Genomic DNA, 18,802 nt, shown 5'->3' with positions numbered 1-18,802 from the left:
TTCCAGGAGTGTAGCCTATACCTGCGCGCAGACACATCGTTTGAATGGAGTATTTCTCGGCCATTGAAAAATGGATGTCGTTAGCGCAAATAGTATAAATAGACGAGAGGATAGGATCAGAAGAGATGGTGCTGCAGCGCGTAGCGGGTAGCGGCGCTGCGCGAGGATACGGCCAGTTTGTCATAGATAGAGCGTACGTGGGCGTTGACCGTGACGGGGCTGATGAGCAGGAGCCGGGCGATCTGCGGATTGGTCAGGCCGAGGGTGATCAGGTGCAACACTTCGCGCTCACGGGCCGTCAGATGGACCGGAGACAAGAAGTGCGTGGGATTGCTGCGTGGGGATGGATCGAGGAGAGGGCTTTCTTCACGCGCCGCTACGGCCTGAGCGGGGGTCATGGCGCGTCCCGCCCGCCAGGCGCTGGTAAATTCCCTTTTCTCCGGTATAGAAGCGACCAGCATCGCGGTGCGCCGATAGGCATCCGTGAGGGGAAAAGGCTGACGACCAATCGCTTCACGCAGGGCATCGCTGGCCGCAAGCAGGCGAATGCTCCAGTCGGTCCGCCCCTCACGCGCGGCCAGCCGCGCCAGCGTCACCAGGCTGGCGATAAGCGCCGGCTTGTTCTCCTGGCGCAAGAGGATCCGCAGGCAGCGTTCCAGATGCATCCGTGCTTCCGTATATTCCTTGCGCACAGACGCCAATTGGGAATACGTCAGGAGCACATCGGCGATCCCTTCCTGACAGTCCAGTTCCTCATAGAGAACCAGACTCTCGGTCAGGAGCTGTCGCCCTTCTTCCCACGCGCCCCGCTTCCAGCGCAGGAGGGCTAGCAAGTGGAGGCCACTAGCCACGGCTTCGCGATTGCCCGCGCGCCTGGCGACCACCAGGCTTTCCTCGGTATACGCCAATGCCCGCGCGCTATCATTCTGGCGTAGAGCCAGTTTCGCCGCGGATTGAAGTTGACCAGCCATCTCCCACTGCACACCCAACGCTCGAAACAGGTCCAGACTCTCTTCGGCCAGCATCAGGGCGCGCCGATGTTCCTGGTAATAGCTCACGATAAACGCCAGCAACATCAAAGATCGGGCGATCCCCTGACGCTGACCCAGGACGCGGAAGTGCTGCAGGCTCTGCAGTGTTAGCTCACGGGCCGCATGATAGCCGGATTGCGCATAGAGGACCCTGGCCAGGTGCAGCTGCGTGCTAGCGATCCCCTGCTGATCAGCGCATGCCCGCCACAAATTCAGGCTCTCGGCGTGAAACTGATGCGCTCGTGCCAGCTCTCCGTGCCAGCGGGCCGCCAGTCCAAGCTCGTTGAGCGCCTCGGCCATCCCCCTCCCATCGCCAAGCTCCTGAAACAGGTGCCTGCTCTCCTGACAGAGCTGCCACCACCGCGTATATTGAGCCTGATAGGGCGCCAGCATCCCAGCGGCCAGCAACGCCTGGGCGCGCACCACAGGCGTACAGCCGGGAGTACGGTCCAGAGTCTGCGTGATCCAACCATAGCCCTCGGCCGCATGCCCGCTGCTGATCCAGTAATATCTGAGCGCAGCGCCCATGCGTAACACGTTGACGGCGTCGCCGGATTCATCCCACCACTGCAGCGCGCCGCGCACGTTATCCAGCTCCAGGTCCAGACAGGACAGCCACGTGGCATCATCGGGACCGATTGGCTCAGCCTGTTCCGCTAGCTGCAGATAATAGCTGGCATGGCGGTTCCGTATCTCGTGCTCCTCTCCACTTGCCCGCAGACACTCCAGGCCCAACTCACGCAGCGTCTCCAGCATGCGCAGGCGTGGCCCGGTCACGGGTGACTCAACGCGTCGCAACAGGTTCTTCTCAAGCAGTGACGTGATGCCATCCAGGCATGCGCCGGGATCATCTACATAAAGCGCCTGCGCGGCAGCCAGCGTACAACCGCCAGCGAAGATTGCCATGCGCGTAAAGAGGCGCTGTTCCTGCTCCGCAAGCAGATTATAGCTCCAGACCAGCGTATCGCGCAGCGTCTGCTGGCGCTCAGGCAGATCGCGCGGACCGTGTGTAAGCAGGGGCAGGCGACGCTCAAGCCGCGTCAGCAACTCACGAGGCGCAAAGAGGACACAACGAGCGGAGGCCAGCTCGATCGCCAGCGGCAACCCATCCAGGCGGATACAGATCTCGGCGCTCGCACGTACATCTTCACTCGATAAGGACTCGGAAGATCGAAGCGCTCGCATGTGTCGCGTGAACAGCCTGACAGCGGCATTCTCGGCCAGTCCGGCTTCATCGCTGGAGGAGGTGAGATCGGGGAGCGGCAGCGGATCAAGCTGGAAGACATGCTCACCGCGCACGCGCAACATCTCCCGGCTGGTCACCAGCAGCTTGATCCGCGGGCAGCGCGCCAGCAGCTCGACGAGCAGGGTAGCGCCCAGGACGATCTGCTCAAAGGTATCCAGCAGCAACAGCGCCTGGCGGTCGCGCAGAAACGCCACCAGCGTCGCCAGTAGTGGATACGCAGGTTCCGTCCTCAAGCCGAATACCTGCAGAAGCGCTGGCAGCAACTGATCGGGCTGGCTGAGCGCGGCCAGCGACAGCATAAATACGCCATCGGCGAACGCAGGAGCAACCTGTCGCGCCAGCTCCTGGGCCAGCCGCGTCTTCCCCACCCCACCGACACCTGTCACGGTAAGCAGGCGTATTTCTGGCCGTGCCAGCAACCGCAACCCATCCCCCATCTCATCCTCACGCCCTACCAGTTCTCCCAGATCCGGCAACGCCTGTAAAGTGGAGGAGATGACGTTGTTTTCTAATTGATGCTGCTCCGAGTCACGCACACGGAAGCTCCTTCGCCACTCTGGTATGTCTCAGATGATCTTTCCCTATAGAATCTCGCTACATTCTTATTATCAATTCTTGCGTATGCGTGTGATAAAAGTCAAGAATACGCCAATGATCAACAGGATTACGCCGGGGACCATCGTTCCTCTGGAAAACGCGAGGATCATGAGCAGGCCGGGTATGCCAAAGCTGGCGCCAAACAGGCTGCCTGTATATGCGATCGCTTCGCGACGGTTCTGGGAGAAGGATATCTTCGGCGGCTTCAGCCTGGAATTCAATAAGATGTACAGGCCACTCGTCACATACAGAATGCTACCGCCGACGCCCGCGCTATATAAATCAGCTCGATGATTCAAGAGGTAGTAGCTGTACAGCAGGAAGAAGGTACAGACAACGCCGGCCAGCACCATAGCGCCTCCCAGGAAGATGCCGCCTTCGATCCCCACACGGCGCCACCCCCCGACAGGTGCATCAATGTTCAGCGGATGACGAAATGGCAGCAACCCGATGCGCAACACAATCCATCCAACTATAATGAACAAAGGCCCCACCCAGATTTCGTTAGCAAAGAATGTATAGTTAGCAAACGAGCCAAGCGCGAAAAGAGCAAAAAGAAGGCCCATCCCAAGCAGGCCACCACCAACCACGCATCCCAGCACACCAAGGACCTTCAAAATAACACGCATAGGCGAATTCGATGGAGCTGGCGCCGCGAATGGTTGCATTATTTGTTGCTGCCCACCAGATCCTACCGCTGCCCCCTCGAGGTAGGGCCGGTATTCCGAATTTGGAGGAGGAGTCATCATCTGTTGATACTCGGGAAATGCAGGTTGCGTCGCTTGGTGGAATGGGGGAGGCGGCGGTGGAGTATCCAATGGACGCAATGAGAGCGGAGGTGGTGGCGCCAGCGACTGCCCGGTCGGCGCGTTGATGGTTTGTAGGGCATGGCGGACGGCCGCGGCGCTGGCGGGACGCATCTCTTCAGAGAACTCTATCATCTGGCTGATAAGTTGTACCAGTCTGGGAGGCGCATCGGGCACCAATGTTGCCAGAGGAGGTAAATTGAAGAGGGAGCGCGATGGATCATAGCCGGAAAGCAAGGCATACAGCGTCACGCCCAGGCTGTAGATGTCGGATCGTGGATTGGTCTGGGCACCGCCATACTGCTCTGGCGGCGAGAAGCCGGCCGAGCCATAGCTGACGGTATCGCGCGATTGGTCAGGCTTGAAGTGGCGCGCGATGCCAAAGTCAATCAGGTAAAGATGTCCATTGGCCGTGCGCATAATATTGGCGGGCTTGAGATCACGAAAGATGATCGGCGGCTGATGTGTATGCAGATATTCCAATACATTAGAGAGCTCTATGCCGATGCTGACCACTTCCCCCACCGGAAGGCGTCCATTGAGAGCTTTCTGCTGAAATGACTCCAGCGTCTCGCCCGCGATCAGCCCCATCACCAGGTACCAATGCCCATTTTCCTCAAAATAATCATAGATATTCGGCAGGTTAGGATGTTGTAGACTCGCCAGCAGATGCGCCTCGCGCTGAAATTGCGTGGCCGCGTCGCGCTTTTCTTGCGGCGACAGCCGCTGATACACCAATTCTTTGACCGCCACCAGACGCTTCCCCAGCTGCTCGTCTTCCGCGCTATAGACCGAGCCCATACCGCCCTGGCCAATCGTCTGCCTGATACGATAACGATTCCTCAAAACCAGCCCACCAGAGCTAGCGACAAAAATATTGTTCGCTCCATAGATATCATCTTGTGGCGACAAATCTGATCCACAAAAGTGACAAACGCCATCATTAAAAACATTCTCTGCTTTACAAACCGAACATATCATTCCCGAATTTGACATACTATAAACCCTTATATGCGTTTAATTACCTTAATACAATACATATTGATGGGATTTTACAGCATAATCCTGTAGAAAACAATAGGAAGGTAGATAGTACTTAGGACTCAACTATTACATTTCTATACATTTCATTCTAGATGGTTGGCATAAGCCAGACATTAATAGCATAGATTAACATTGGCTGGCACAACCTACCCATCTCCCCTCCCACAGTCTGGATATTGCTGATTTGGAGTTGCGCCGCAAGGAGCAATACATTCAACGCAACGGTAAACACATCCCCCAATTCCACGCGGAACGCACCCAAAATTCGAAACACTCCCCCCAACGTGAAACGCCCCTGTAGGGTCGACCCTCGAGGCATCTGTTGATACTAAATCACGATGAAGGTGAAAAAACGAGGCACAAAGTCGGGTCGATCCGAACGTCCCTGACGGACACGATGGGCGTAGCGTGGCGGTCGGATGGTCGGCAGATCAGGTGGGGCCGGGGTGTAGGACCTCAGCAGAGCAGGGACGGCTGGCTCGATGCGCCGCGAGGGCCGGATCAAACCCTGGCGCCGACCCACCTCGAGCAGTCGCTGGATCAGGGGCTGCCCACCCGATCGCGTGGGCGCCTGAGCAAGCAAGGTGGCAAGCACGGGCAAGGACACGTCGAAGAGAGGGACCTGGGCGGCGAAGGCCACCTGAGCGTGGAGCGCATGGAGCACCTGAGCCAGGATGAAGGCGGCGAAGAGCTGCTGAAGCACCAGGAGAGGATCGCAGGACCACCACACGCGAATGCCCAGCGTGCATTTGAGCGCTTTGAACGCCAGCTCGATCTCCCAGCGACGCGCGTAGAGGCGAGCGGCCTCGCTCATGCTCAAGCGATCGGGTTCGCAGATGTTGGTCAGATACTGGTACAGCTTGCCGTGATGCTCAAACTGGATCAGGCGCACCCGGTGGGCACAGCGATCGGCGCGGTAGGCTCCCAGCCAGACCAGGGCGTCGAGCGTGGTGCCTTGCTGCACAAAGACGTGCAGGATCTGGTAGGAGGTCTTCTCCCGCATCCGTGAGAGCCAGAAAAAGCCCTGGTCCGTGAGCCAGTCAAACCAGGGAAAGCTGAAGTAGCCCAGATCGGCCAGCAGCAGGCTGCCAGCGGGCAATCCACGCACCACGTCCTGGACGAGCAGTTTTTCATTGGCAAAGACGTCCTCACGGAAGAGGATACGAACCCATTGCTGGCGGCGGACATCAAAGAGGGCGGCCAGTCTGCCGACCAGCAGGCGTGGACTGTCCACGGCTTCATCGCGCACATCCTGCATGCGCCGCTGGACGGCATCGAGCGTGGTTTGATCCAGAGCGAAGATATGGGAAACCCAGGGAAGCAGATCACACTGGGCGACCGCCTGGGTTTGGGCATGCAAGCCGGTGCTCACGCGCAGCAGGAGGCGCTGCCAGACGTCGAGGGAGGTGTGCAAGAGGCGTTTGCGGATGGCGTCACGAGTATGGGGCAAGAGAGGAAAGTGGCCGACCCCCGACCAGGTGATCAGGCGCCAGACGCAGGCATAGCTCTTCAAGCCGCGCAGCAGCGCCAGCAAGACCGCCAGACACAGATGCTCAGAGGAGAGCACTGCGGGTCGTCCACGAGGGCGGCTCACCGCAGCGGCAGGGGGATCAGAGGGTTCGATGAGGCGCTGCAAGCAGCCAACGATCTGTTGTGAGAGCGAATCGGCATTCGCCTCTTCGGGCCCAGATGCGGTATGATGAGGCATACGAGGAAGATCCTTTCGAAAACGTGTGATGACAATTTCTTTGGATGTTCCTCGATATTTGCCACTCTGGCAAGTCTCCCTCCCCATCCAGAGACCTTTTGGCTATTTAGTATCAACAGATGCCCTCGAGGTCGACCGGGCTGCCAGCGCCAGCGGCGGCAGCCCACGTCCCCCCACGACACCCTTCTCGTGGCGTACACGCTGGCAAACGTTGTTCCCCGAGGGGAACGTTCCGCACACGAACCTTTAAGCGAACGTTCCTCCCGGGGTACCACGTGGGGCGAGGAATTTTCCATGGGAAGCCGAACCGGCCGGGGACGTGGACCGCAATCGCTGACGCTGGCGGTCCAGTCGACCTCGAGGGTCGACTCTACGATTACGTTCCTTATGGAATTGAGCGTTCCATTTTTTGGGGGCGTTTCGTGTTGGAGGGGGCGTTTCATTTTCGGGGAGGATATGGGAAATCGGGGCGTGGGTTCGAACCCACGCCCCGATTTCTCTTTTCGTTGGTGGCGTTACCAATGCGGGGTGAAGGCGGTCGAGCGGATGAGGCGGTTGAGAAATTGTTTGGAGACGCGCGGGTCGACGCGGTCCCCGATGCGGGCGACGAGGACGTTGGCGGGCTCCATGCTGACGTTGGGCTCGGTGGTGGCGTACTCGACGAAGCCCTGGGTGCCGAAGAGATGCTTGATCAGTTCGCGGTAACGGAAGGTGGAGATGCCGAGCCCTTCGGCGTCCCAGTGCCAGGAGAGGCCGATGGCGAAGAAGATCATGTCCTCTTTGGCGTCGAGTTCAAGGGCAAAGGCCAGTATCTCGCGCGCGATGCCGAGGCCGCGCCAGTCGGAGCTGACCTCGATGGCGACCTCGTAGAGGTTTTCGACACCCTCCCACCATTCGTCGGCGGGGGCGATAGTGACCTGGCCGATGATCTCGCCGGCCGGGGTGTGGGCGACGGTGAGGGCGCAGTCGGGACTGCGGGCGATGTCGAGCAGCAGCTGGTGCTCGCGCTCGGGCAGGCGGGCGAACGAGCTGAGGCCGTGATCGGGCCGCAGGCGCTCAATCAGGGATGGCGGGCTGAAGTCGCGCAGCAGAACGGGTCCGCGCATGGTCTGCAGGGTGCGGATGCGCGAGGGCGTCGAGCTGCGGTTGAGGTGCAGCAGGTCGAAGAGGTCCGAGAGCGGCGAGCGGTGGCGCGCGATGGGGAAGGCCTGACGGATCGACGATGGGATCAGCAGGTGGCGCACCAGACCGACAGTCTGCCGGTTGATGTGGTTGATCTCCCAGCGGCGCGGCTGCGGTGGAAAGAGCTCAGGACGGTCGTTGAAGGTGGTGGGGAACTCCTCCTGCGTGGGCTGCTTGCCCATGATCTGCTGACCCTGCTGCTCACGCTCCAGAGCGGCCTGCCAGAGGGGCTGCCAGCGCTCGATCCATTCCTGCGGCAGCTGCTCGGGCAGTTCTTGCTCGGACATCTCGGCCCACAGCCGGCTCCAGGCGCGTGGGACCACGCTGTAGAGGGCGTAGCCGCCGCCGCCGAGGGCCACCCAGCGTCCATCGCAGTAGGTATGGGCCAGTTGATGGGCCAGCTTCATCTGCGCGCCGATGCCGCGCATGGTCAGATTGAGGTGCGTCAGCGGGTCCCAGGCGTGGGTGTCGCAGCCGTGCTCGCTCACGATCACGTCGGGGGCGAAGGCCGTCACCAGCTGCGACAGCAGGGGGTCCATGGTCTCGATATAGCTGTCGTCTTCGGTAAACGGCTCCAGCGGCACGTTGATCGAGTAGCCGCGTCCGCTGCCGTTGCCCATCTCCAGCACATCGCCGCTGCCGGGGAAGAGGTAGCGGCCGGTCTCGTGGATCGAGATGGTCATGACGCGCGGATCATCGTAGAAGGCGCGCTGCACGCCGTCGCCGTGGTGGGCGTCGAAATCGATGTAGAGGATCTTGGCTTCGCTGGCCCGCAGGACGTGCGCGATGGCCACCGCCGCGTCGTTGTAGATGCAGAAGCCGGAGGCGCGATCGGACCAGGCGTGGTGCAGTCCCCCCTGCGGATGGAAAACGTGCAGAGGACGTTCCTCTTCAGAGGCGAAGGTGCCCCCTTCGGGCAGTCCCATGACGGCGCTGAGCGCCACCAGCGAGCCACCGGCGATCATGGCCGAGACCTCGTGCATGCCCGGAACCGGCGGCGTATCGCTATCCCCAAAGCCGTAGCGCTGCGCCAGCTCGCGCCGCTGCTCCTCCTCTTCCGGCGTCCTGTCGGCGACGTCCGGCTCGCCGAGCCGCTGCACGGCCGCGATGTAGGCGGGATCATGGGCCAGGCTCAGCTGCTCAATCGAGGCGGGACGCAGGCCCAGGCGCGTGCGCTCATCATTGACATCCCAGAGACCGCTGCAAGCCAGCAGATCAACCAGGGCCCGCAACCGGCCGGGATTGAGGGGATGCTGCTCGCCGAAGTCATAGTTCAATTCCTGCGGATCAAATATGAGGCGCGCTCGATGATTGGGATTGGGGGATTTTTGCTCTGCCATAGCTCTTTGCCTCTCCGATCTACTAATGGGACGCCAGCAAGGGACCGCCAAAGGTGTACTGGATGCCTTCTTGTTTCAGGCGCAGCAGCAAGGGCGTGGGATTGATCGTGCCCAGGCGCACGGTGGCGACTGAAAGGGTGCCGTCGCTCTGCGGGGCCGCCAGGACGCTGCGGATGTGGACGTGCAGCTCAGCCGCCAGCTGGAGCGTGCGCGCCAACGGCGTCATGTCGCCGTGGGGTAGCGCGATGTCGAGCTGCATACCCGGCTCAAAGGCACCCATGGCCCGCGAGAGCGCGATCAGCAGATCGCTGCGCGTCAGCAGGCCGACCAGGATGGTGCGCGTCTCGCCATCTACCAGTTTATATTCCACCACCGGCAGGCAGTTCAGGCCGCGCTCAACCAGCAGCTGGGCCGCCGCCGCCACGCTGGTCGTAGGCGTCACACGAATGGCGGCGCTATGCATCACCTCGACCACACGCCGCTCCTGCCACGGCTGCCTCCCCTGCTCATCTCCCTCGGACACCGCCACCGCCAGGTCGATATCCTGCGCGTATAGCAGGCCCTCGCAGGTCAGCAGCGCCACCCGCACCCCCTCACCATTGGTCTGATAGATACGACGCGTCACCGGCAAATGATGAAAGCTATATTGACGAAACAGATTGGCGGCATGAGCCAGCGTATCATCGGGCTCGACCGTCGTTAATTTCGTTGACATAATTTCCTGGACAATCACGGCGCACCTCCCAAAACGCATCATTGCACCTGGCTGCTCGCAACGACCACCACCACCGTCGTAGGTTCGGCCCTTGCGGCCGATTTTTCCTACCCGATCATATCCCTTCCACACGTAACACTCGTTCGCATCACCATTCGCGTTTGACCACGGCATTTCGTACGCGGAACGGAAATCGGCCGCAAGGGCCGAACCTACGCCGGGCGTTTCATACGCGGAACGGAAATCGGCCGCAAGGGCCGAACCTACGGCGACGATGGCGACTCACGGCGCATTTTGTTTCTTTCTCACATTGAAGGTGTTGGATACCAAATCCATGGGATGATCATGTGTATCATAGCACATCACCCTCACGAATTGCTCTCAGGCAATGCCATTTACATTAATTTTTCAAGTTCAATGGCTATGATATGGTTCAGATGGAGCAATTCAAACCTACGTTCGATCTGACACGTATACATCGTGTAAAATATCGATACGACACATGTACATTAATGATATAGAGGGGATATGTTATGAGTGAGCTAGAGAACCAGGATGATGAACCGACGACTCAGCTTTCATCCCAGAGATCCCAGTATGCGCAGGACACCGGATCACAATTAGATGGACAACAGGGGCAGCTGGCGCCACAAGAAGAGAGCGACGGCGCGACCGCTGACGCGCCGCCCGCGCCCACCCCCGCGCAACCCGATCAACCAGAGCAGAGCGATGAGCAGCCGCCTGAGCCGGTAGAGCCGTCCAGCCCGCCGGAACCGGCCCCGGCCGATGCGCAGGCGAGTACGATCCAGATGCCGATCGAGCAGACGCCGACGGCGACGCATTCAGCCCCGTTGCCGGGGGCGATGCCGGTCGTGCCTCCCATGGATGTCGAGGACCTGCTCTCGCTCAAGATCGCGTCCGATCCGCAGATCTCGCCGGATGGGAGTCTGATCGCCTATACCGTAATGGAGAGCAACGCGGAGGAGACGAGTAGTGCCGTCTGGCTCGTCGACATCACGGCCGGCAAGACGGCGGTGCCGCGCAAGCTGAGCAGCGGAATCTGCCATGATAGCACGCCGCGCTGGTCGCCCGATGGACAGAGCCTGGCCTTCCTCAGCGATCGCTCGGGCGTCCCCCAGATCTATGTGCTCGCGCTCTATGGCGGCGAGGCGCAGCAGATCAGCGATCTGCCGCAGGGGATCAGCGAATACAGCTGGCACCCCAATAGCCAGATCTTGCTGGCCCACAGCGCCTGGAAGCCGCAGGATGACCAGGCCGCCGAGGCCGTCGAGCCCAAGAATACCCTGAACGTCTATACGCGGCTGGGGAGCCGCTGGGACGGCAAGGGGCACACCAATGGTCGCCACCAGCAGTTGTGGTTGATCCCGCTCAACGGCAATCCGATGCGCCTGACCTCCGAATCGGTCGATCTCACCCAGTCCTGCTGGTCACCGGACGGACAGGAGGTGGTCTTCTGCGCCAACCGCCGCGCCGATCCCGATCTGAGCGTGAGCCTGGCGCTATGGGTGCTGACACTCTCGACCGGCCAGATGCGCCGCCTGACGCCCGAGGAGGGATTGGCCCAGATGCCCGCGTGGTCGCCCGATGGCCGCCAGATCGCCTACCTCTATACCCCCGACCAGAGCGAGGCGGGCAATATCATGCCCTGGATCGTCGATGCGCAGGGCGGCACACCACGCCTGGCGGTCCCCGGAGCTGATGCCTTCACCTGCCAATCCTGGATTATCGATGAGCTGCGCGACGAATATCTGACGCCTCCTCGCTGGTATCCTGATAGCCAGGCCCTGCTCGTTCCGGTGCAGGAGCGCGGACAGCTCCATCTCTATCGCCTCAACCTCGCCCAGCAGACGAGCGAGCGGCTGACCAATGGCAATGGGCGCTACATCAGCCCGCAGCTCAGCAAGAATGGGCAGACGATCGCCATGGTGCGCGCCGATTGGTTTACGCCCGGCGATATCTGGTGCATGGATAGCACGGGCAAGCAGCCACGCAAGCTGACCCGCGTCAACGACGCCATCCTGCAGAGCCACCGCCTGACGCGCCCCAAGCGCATCAGCTGGCAGAGCTTCGACGGACTGGAGATCGAGGGCTGGCTCTACCTGCCGCAGCTGCCCGAGAACATCAAAGCCCCGCTGATCGTATGTCCGCACGGCGGTCCCTCGCTGGCCTGGGGCGACGGCTACGTCCATGAGTTCCAGGTGCTGGCGGGTCGCGGCTACGCGGTGCTGGCACCAAATATCAGGGGCAGCGCCGGCTATGGCGAGGACTTCGCGCGCCGCGTCCTCAACGACTGGGGCGGCGACGACTTCAAGGACCTGATGGTCGGCGTCGATCACGTCATCGCTACGGAACAGATCGACGGTGAGCGGCTTGGCATCAGCGGACTCAGCTACGGCGGCTACATGACCAATTGGAGCATCAGTCAGACGCAGCGCTTCAGGGCCGCCGTGAGCCGCAACGGCATCAGCTACATTCCTGGCGCCGCCCTGCTCTCCGACCAGACCATCTGGTTCAACCTCTCCATGGAGACGTGGGCGCGCCAGCACGAGCGTTCCGCGCTCACCCATGCCGAGGCCATCCAGACCCCCCTGCTGCTGTTGCACGCCGAGAACGACCAGCGCTGCCCCTTCAGCGAGTCCCAGCAGCTCTTCGTCGCCCTGCGCAAGCGCAAGCAGCCTGTGGAGCTGATCGGCTACACCAACACCAGCCACCTGATGGACTGGCCCGGCGTCGGCGCACCCCACCAGCGCATCGACCGCCTGCGCCGCACCATCCAATGGTTCGAGCGCTTCCTATAAACTAAACGATACACACATGAGGTTGCCGGGCGGAAAGTTTTTCCACCCGGCAACCTCATATCATAATTTCCCTATGATTCCGTTTTGGTGGAGGCGTATTCGGGGGGGAGGACCTCACCCCAGCCCCAGTGAGGCATCGGCTCGGGTTTGGCCGGAAGCTCCATGCCGGGCTGCGACATAATCACCGCGATGCGTGTTCCCCATTCAATATAGGCCACAAAGGCCGAGCGGAACTCGGGATCGGTGGGGAGGCCGGCCTCATCGGCGGCGGCCCCAAGCATATGGGCCCAGCGCACACGCTGCTCCTCGGTCAGATGGCGGCCGAGATGTTTGGACATCATCGAATGATGGCTACCACCATAGGGACCGCTGTAGGCGGCCGGTCCTCCAAAGACCTCGGCCAACCACCAGGCCACGTGCTGCGGATGATCCTTCGGCATGCTGGCGAAGATCGGCTGCAACAAAGAGTCCTCCATTACGCGCTGGTAGAAGACCGTCGTCAGCCGCTCAAGCGCGGGCATCCCGCCGGCCCATTCATAAAGGGTGGGAACTGGCATGAATTCTACCCTATCCTTTCCTTCTTCTCGTACACTATGCTATATATATATTCTGCTTGAAAGTACCATATGCAACATTAATGGTTACCCATTATGTTTATAACATGCCAGATATATTTTGTGCCCTCTGCAAACTACCTGACTTGCCCTGTACATTTCTACAGGTGCAATGTCTCACATGAAGGATAGAGCATGCTCGCGAACCTTCCAGGCAGGAACCGTCCTCGGCTCTGGACCGTGTGTCTGAAGAGCTGCCAGTTCCTCTTAATAGTCCAGTCTTCCGTCTGAGGGCCATAACAATCAAAGTGTATAACCATCAATCAGAGCAAGCTAGCGGTTTTCTTCTCAGGGGCATTTAAAAGTCTTTTTTGCCGCCTTCGGCGGCGGCGAGAGGGGAAGAGGGTGAGTGGGGACACCCCACGCCCCGCAAGGGGCTAGCCGCCCCTTGACCCCGCTGATTGCTACTTTTAAATAGCCCTGTTTTCTTTTCTTCTGTATTGACTTCACTCTCTACACTAGTTACAATCTCTTCATGTGTGAACAAGCTAGCAAGGATTGGCTGATGACTATTTTTGATCTCCGCAACACTCTCATTGGTAACTCCGCGACCTACATTCAGAGCTTCATCAAGATACACGACACCACCATGCGCTTGTTCGTTGATCACGAGCGCTTCCAGCACGGTGTGCTCTGGCCTGAGCCCTTGATTCAATTCAATCCCCTTTTCGCTCAGGGTCAGACGATTATGCGCTGATCAAGGAGCAGGTCATTCTGGAGCTCTACGACGAGCTGCAGCGAGCAATGGAGACAGGAGGAGCGTATGAGACACGACTGGTGCCTGGACCTGCTGATCCCATGGTGGCGCACGCAGGGAGGATAGGTAGTGGAGGACCAGCCAGGCAGAAAGAGAGAAATAGGAGCGTTGGTCTACGTGCTGACAATACGTCCCTTGTCCAAAATAGAAACGAGGAATGCTATCGATGGACGAACACGTTACAAGCGGCTTGCGGCTCTTCTATTCGTACGCGCAACAAGATGACGAGTGGCGCAAAAAACTGGATATCCATCTTACCGCCCTACAGCGGCAGGGCATCATCACCAGCTGGCACCGGCAACAGGTGATAGCGGGTGCAGAGCCTGCGCGAGAGATCGAGCGGCAACTGGAAGAGGCCCATCTCATTCTCTTACTGGTCAGCCCGGACTTCATCGCCTCCGAGCACTGCTATGGCAACGAATTGGCACAGGCTCTGCAACGACACGAGCAGGGGTACGCACGGGTGATCCCCATCCTCGTACGTTCCACCGACTGGCAGAGCACCCCCTTCGGCCACCTGCGTCCGCTGCCAACGAACGGAAAGCCGGCCAAAACCTGGAAGGACCAGGAGGCCGCCCTTGTCGATATCGTGCAGGGCATCAAGAACGTCATCGACGAGTGGTCACCCTCGCATGAGCAACTGACCGCCTCGCCAGGCATCGACCTCTCATCCCCTCTCTACCAACACGCGCGCACCCGCTATCTAGAGCACCTCTTTCGGCTCTACAGCGCCGTGCGTCTGCCCGTTGGCCCGACCGAGGGCTTTTCCTTACCAGCCATCTTCCAGCCCCTGCGCTTGCGTCAGAACCCCTTAGCGGCAGAAGACCTGGAGCGAGAGCAGCGCCCCAGGCAGCCCGGCAAGTTCTCCCGCTACCTGGACGAGCCCACTCTGCATGACCTTTCCGCCCGAGCCGCTGAGCCGGCAGACATCACCGTCAACACCAGTGAAGAAGCCCTCGAAAAGAGCGCGCAGAAACGGATCGTCATTTTAGGAGGGCCGGGCACGGGCAAGACCACCACGCTCAAGCATCTCGTTGGGACAGCGGCCAGGGACGCGCTGTTCAATCCATCGGCTCCGCTGCCTATCTTCGTCTCCCTGGCGGACCTGGCGCGTTCGGGCAAAACGCTGCAACAGTATCTGCATGAGCAGGTCGAGGACCTCAACATCGAGCATCGCTTTGCCGATCTGCTGTGGAAAGCCAGGGAAGCGGGCCACGCCTTCTTCTGCCTGGACGGCCTGGACGAAGTGGCCCCGCAGCATCGCCCGAAGATCATCAAGCATATCAACCTCTGGGCCACGGAGAAGGGCAACAGCTGGGTGATCGGGTCGCGTTTCACCGAATACAAAGGTGGCCAGTTCACGCAAGGCCAGTTTCGTGAGTGGGAGCTGCTGCCAATGAATGCCACGCTGCGGCTGGACCTCACGCTCCACCTGTTCTCCGAATTACAGCGCTTGTTGCCTGCCTCCGAGACCGGAGAACCCTCCCCCACTGCGTTTGTGGCGGCGTTGGAACAGCATCCCCAGGCAGCGGCATGGGGCAAGAATCCGCTGCTCTTCAGTCTGGCTGCCATCGTCTACTTTCAGACGGGCGGGCTCCCCCCCACGCGCGCCATGCTCTACCGCGAGGTAATTGAAGCAGTCCTGACCATGCGCGAGCCCAACCGCTTACGCCAGGAGCAATTGCTGCCAGTCTTGAGCTCGCTGGCCCTCTGGCTGCATCAAAAGAAGGGGCACATCTACACGCTTGATGACCTGCTGGAGTTTCTGGGCGTGGTGCAGCAGCACCCCTGGGATGAGACAACGCAGGTCACGCAGCAGATCATCGATTCGGGCATGATGGAGCTCCTGGCCCACGACACCTACAGCTTCAGGCACCAGACCTTTCAGGAATACCTGGCCGCAACCGAATTGGCCCGCCGCCTGACGGATCCGCATGTGCAGAAACGAGAAGAGGCATGGGCGTTGGCCTGGAGCAAACGCACCTACAGTCGCTGGACCGGAGTGCTGCGGCTGATGGTCGGCGTGCTCGCCCAGCTCCCCGACAAGCGGGGTATCCAGGAAGCCGTGCGCTGGATACATGCATTGATGAACCAGCAGACAACGGCGGAAGGCGATCCAGGGCTGCTGGGGTTTGTATTGGCGCTGAAATCCCTGGTCGAACTGGTAGGAAGTTCGACAGGGGAGCATAGGCTGGTTGCACAGCTGGAGGGGGAGATTGCAGAGCGGTGGGTGAATGAGCTGCTGAGCGCTGCGAAACAGCAGCAGTATTTGAGGCGGCGAAGGCTTGAGCAGTTGACAGAGGATTTTGCTTATCTGAGCGATGAAACGACGGAGGTGGTGATACAGAGATTGCAGCAAGCTCTAGGGCATACGTATAGCGATGTGCGTCGCTGTGCTGTAGAAGTGCTAGCAGAATTAAAACCAAGTGGGTTGCCACAGACGTTGCTTGAAATTGCTCTTTATGATAAAGATTCCAGGATGCGATCTAGTGCTGCTCGTGCGTTAAAGAAGCTAGAAGAACGAGCGCCCGTCGAGCCGTTCCTGGAGGCTTTGCACGATCCTCAGAGGGGTGTGCGTAGGGCAGCAGCCGAAGCGTTAGGGGAGCTAGGCGAGCGAGCACCAATCGAGCCGTTGGTAGAAGCGCTGCACGATCCTGAGGCGGACGTACGCAAGGCCGCAGCGTATGCATTAGGAGAGCTAGGCGAGCGAGCGCCAATCGAGCCGTTGGTAGAAGCTTTGAATGATCCTGATTGGGAGGTGCTCAAAGCAGCATTGGACGCATTAGGAGAGCTAGGCGAGCGAGCGCCCGTCGAGCCGTTGGTAGAAGCTTTGCATGATCCTGGAATATATGTGAGCGCGGCGGCAGCGTATGCATTAGGGAAAGTAGGAGAGCGCGCGCCGATAGAGCCCTTGGTGGAGGCCCTGCATGATTCTAAAAGCTTTTTACGCCAGGCAGCCGCCGAGGCGTTGGGGAAGGTAGGAGAGCGCGCGCCGATAGAGCCGTTAGTGGAGGCTCTGCATGATTCTGATGCTTTGGTGAGATATGAAGCAACCTTTGCATTAGAGAAAGTAGGCGAGCGAGCGCCGATAGAGCCCTTGGTGGAGGCTTTGCACGATCCTGACACGTCTGTGCGCAGACGAGCAGCGTATGCATTAGGGAAGGTAGGAGAGGAAATCTCTTTACTAAAGAGAGGAGCGTTGGTCGATCGTGAAGGGAAAGTGACGCAATTTTTAGCTTTACAATTGTTAACACAGAAAAAAATACCAGAAGCTATTGAAAAAATTCTGATCTATCTACAGGATACTGATGCAAAAATGCGCACAGCAACTGTTGAGTGCTTCATGGATTTAGGAAAGCAAACACCTGTAGAACCACTGCTGGCACTGTTATCTGATCCTGAGTGGAGCGTGCGCAGTGCGGTAGTGAAAGTATTCGGGGCATTAGGAGAAGAGGCACCAATAGAGAGACTTATAAGTATGTTGCTTAATAAAAGCTATATTATACAAAATTCAGCGGCATACATATTATGGGAGGTAGGAAAGAAAATACCCGCAGAACTATTGATGGAATATGTGGATGATCCTGACGAATTTAGACGTAGCGTAGTAGTAAGAGCAATGGGAGAGCTAGGAGAACGAGCACCCGTCGAGCCGTTGATAGATGCTCTGTATGACCCTGAGGGGGATGTGCGCATGGAAGCAGCGTATGCGTTAGGAGAGCTAGGAGAACGAGCGCCCGTCGAGCCGTTGATAGAGGCGCTGCATGACCCTGAGGGGGATGTGCGCGAGGCAGCAGCAAGAGCATTAGGAAAACTAGGAGAACGAGCGCCCATCGAGCCGTTGATAGAGGCTCTGCATGATCATTATCTGCTTGTGAGCGAGGCAGCAGCTGAAGCATTAGGAAAGCTAGGCGAACGAGCGCCCGTCGAGCCGTTGGTAGAAGCGCTACATGATCCTGAGTTGCTTGTGCGCGCGTCAGCAGCCCGAACATTAGGAGAGCTAGGCGAACGAGCGCCCGTCGAGCCGTTGGTGGAAGCTCTGCATGATCCTGAGCTGTTTGTGCGCGAGGCCGCAGTTGAAGCATTAGGAAAGCTAGGCGAACGAGCGCCCGTCGAGCTGTTAGTGGAAGCTCTGCATAATCCTGAGGGGGATGTGCGCAAGGCCGCAGCGTATGCGTTAGGAGAGCTAGGAGAGCGAGCGCCCGTCGAGCCGTTGGTAGAAGCGCTACATGATCCTGAGATGCTTGTGAGCAGAGTAGCAGCGTATGCGTTAGGAGAGCTAGGCGAACGAGCGCCCGTCGAGCCGTTGGTAGAAGCGCTGCATGACCCTGAGGAGGATGTGCGCAGAGTAGCAGCGTATGCATTAGGAGAGCTAGGAGAACGAGCGCCCGTCGAGCCGTTGATAGAGGCTCTGTATGATCCTGAGAGGGATATGCGCAGGGTAGTAACAGAAGCGCTGAGCAAACTCGGTGCGCGTGTCCCAACAGCCTCACTTATTGTCGCGTTATGTGATGAGGATATCGATGTCAGAGCGGCGGCACTCAAAGCACTCAAGGGAAGAGAGGACGATGAAATGGTGCGTGAAGTATTCGCTGAAGCGGAGGCCATCCTCAAGGGTCAACCATCAGGCAAATATCTTGGTTCGCTCACCCAGGGGTGGAGAGCTGAGATTATCGGGTTCTTGAGCAAAGGCGAGCCGGATCTGCTTGACAGCGTGACGCAGTTGCTGGATTGGCCTCACTGGCAGGTACGCATCAAAGCAGCTGAGGCATTGGGCAACATCCGGCGCAATATTCCAGATGTCGCTCTGCTCCGTTTGCTCGCCATGCGCCAGGATAGCATCAAGGCGGTGCGGGATGCAGCAGATGATGCGCTGGCTCAGATTCTTTCGCTGGAGGCAGGTATCGAAGACGATGAACGAAGTGGGACGGTGGACTGAATAT

The 18,802-nt window shown here is 59.3% G+C and carries 9 protein-coding genes; 3 read left to right on the top strand and 6 right to left on the bottom strand.

The window, feature by feature from the left end; translation table 11 throughout:
* Positions 1-116: 116 nt before the first annotated feature.
* The 5 genes from KTT_RS21080 to KTT_RS21060 all read right to left on the bottom strand — a co-directional run bounded on the left by KTT_RS21080 (position 117) and on the right by KTT_RS21060 (position 9,669).
* Positions 117-2,813 (bottom strand): LuxR C-terminal-related transcriptional regulator, encoded by a 2,697-nt coding sequence (locus KTT_RS21080; RefSeq protein ID WP_126597915.1) that lies wholly within the window; start codon positions 2,811-2,813, stop codon positions 117-119.
* 72 nt (positions 2,814-2,885) lie between these two features.
* Entirely contained in the window at positions 2,886-4,592 is a 1,707-nt protein-coding gene (locus tag KTT_RS21075; protein ID WP_160146014.1) for a serine/threonine-protein kinase, read from the bottom strand.
* Between the two features lie 460 nt (positions 4,593-5,052).
* Positions 5,053-6,432, bottom strand: a complete 1,380-nt coding sequence (locus KTT_RS21070) for an IS4 family transposase (protein ID WP_126595959.1) — start codon at positions 6,430-6,432, stop codon at positions 5,053-5,055.
* A 515-nt stretch (positions 6,433-6,947) separates the two neighbouring features.
* Positions 6,948-8,954 carry a GNAT family N-acetyltransferase gene (locus tag KTT_RS21065; RefSeq protein WP_126597911.1) on the bottom strand — a complete coding sequence of 669 codons (2,007 nt, stop codon included), beginning with the start codon at positions 8,952-8,954 and terminating at the stop codon, positions 6,948-6,950.
* Between the two features lie 22 nt (positions 8,955-8,976).
* Positions 8,977-9,669, bottom strand: a complete 693-nt coding sequence (locus KTT_RS21060) for a CBS domain-containing protein (RefSeq protein ID WP_160146013.1) — start codon at positions 9,667-9,669, stop codon at positions 8,977-8,979.
* A 533-nt stretch (positions 9,670-10,202) separates the two neighbouring features.
* Here KTT_RS21060 and KTT_RS21055 point away from each other — a divergent pair.
* Positions 10,203-12,488, top strand: a complete 2,286-nt coding sequence (locus KTT_RS21055; RefSeq protein ID WP_126597907.1) for a S9 family peptidase — start codon at positions 10,203-10,205, stop codon at positions 12,486-12,488.
* Positions 12,489-12,559: 71 nt separating this feature from the next.
* On the opposite strand, the gene KTT_RS21050 is transcribed toward KTT_RS21055, so the two are convergent.
* A complete protein-coding gene (locus KTT_RS21050) occupies positions 12,560-13,045 on the bottom strand; it encodes a group II truncated hemoglobin (RefSeq protein ID WP_126597905.1) in 486 nt (161 codons plus the stop codon).
* A 562-nt stretch (positions 13,046-13,607) separates the two neighbouring features.
* Here KTT_RS21050 and KTT_RS21045 point away from each other — a divergent pair.
* Together KTT_RS21045 and KTT_RS21040 are read left to right on the top strand one after the other, a co-directional pair.
* A complete protein-coding gene (locus KTT_RS21045) occupies positions 13,608-13,799 on the top strand; it encodes a hypothetical protein (RefSeq protein ID WP_126597903.1) in 192 nt (63 codons plus the stop codon).
* A 226-nt stretch (positions 13,800-14,025) separates the two neighbouring features.
* On the top strand, positions 14,026-18,798 hold the full coding sequence (locus KTT_RS21040) for a HEAT repeat domain-containing protein (protein ID WP_160146012.1): 4,773 nt from the start codon (positions 14,026-14,028) through the stop codon (positions 18,796-18,798).
* Positions 18,799-18,802: the final 4 nt, after the last annotated feature.

Source organism: Dictyobacter aurantiacus (genome assembly GCF_003967515.1).
Lineage (GTDB): Bacteria > Chloroflexota > Ktedonobacteria > Ktedonobacterales > Ktedonobacteraceae > Dictyobacter > Dictyobacter aurantiacus.
The sequence above is the reverse complement of the archived record's forward strand: the minus strand, read 5'-3'. Positions and strand labels throughout refer to the sequence as shown.

Bases quoted from the DNA above. Each gene is read 5' to 3' on its own strand.
- KTT_RS21045 (WP_126597903.1), top strand. From the start codon at position 13,608: ATGACTATTTTTGATCTCCGCAACACTCTCATTGGTAACTCCGCGACC.
- KTT_RS21065 (WP_126597911.1), bottom strand. From the start codon at position 8,954: ATGGCAGAGCAAAAATCCCCCAATCCCAATCATCGAGCGCGCCTCATA.
- KTT_RS21060 (WP_160146013.1), bottom strand. From the start codon at position 9,669: ATGTCAACGAAATTAACGACGGTCGAGCCCGATGATACGCTGGCTCAT.
- KTT_RS21055 (WP_126597907.1), top strand. From the start codon at position 10,203: ATGAGTGAGCTAGAGAACCAGGATGATGAACCGACGACTCAGCTTTCA.
- KTT_RS21070 (WP_126595959.1), bottom strand. From the start codon at position 6,432: ATGCCTCATCATACCGCATCTGGGCCCGAAGAGGCGAATGCCGATTCG.
- KTT_RS21050 (WP_126597905.1), bottom strand. From the start codon at position 13,045: ATGCCAGTTCCCACCCTTTATGAATGGGCCGGCGGGATGCCCGCGCTT.
- KTT_RS21040 (WP_160146012.1), top strand. From the start codon at position 14,026: ATGGACGAACACGTTACAAGCGGCTTGCGGCTCTTCTATTCGTACGCG.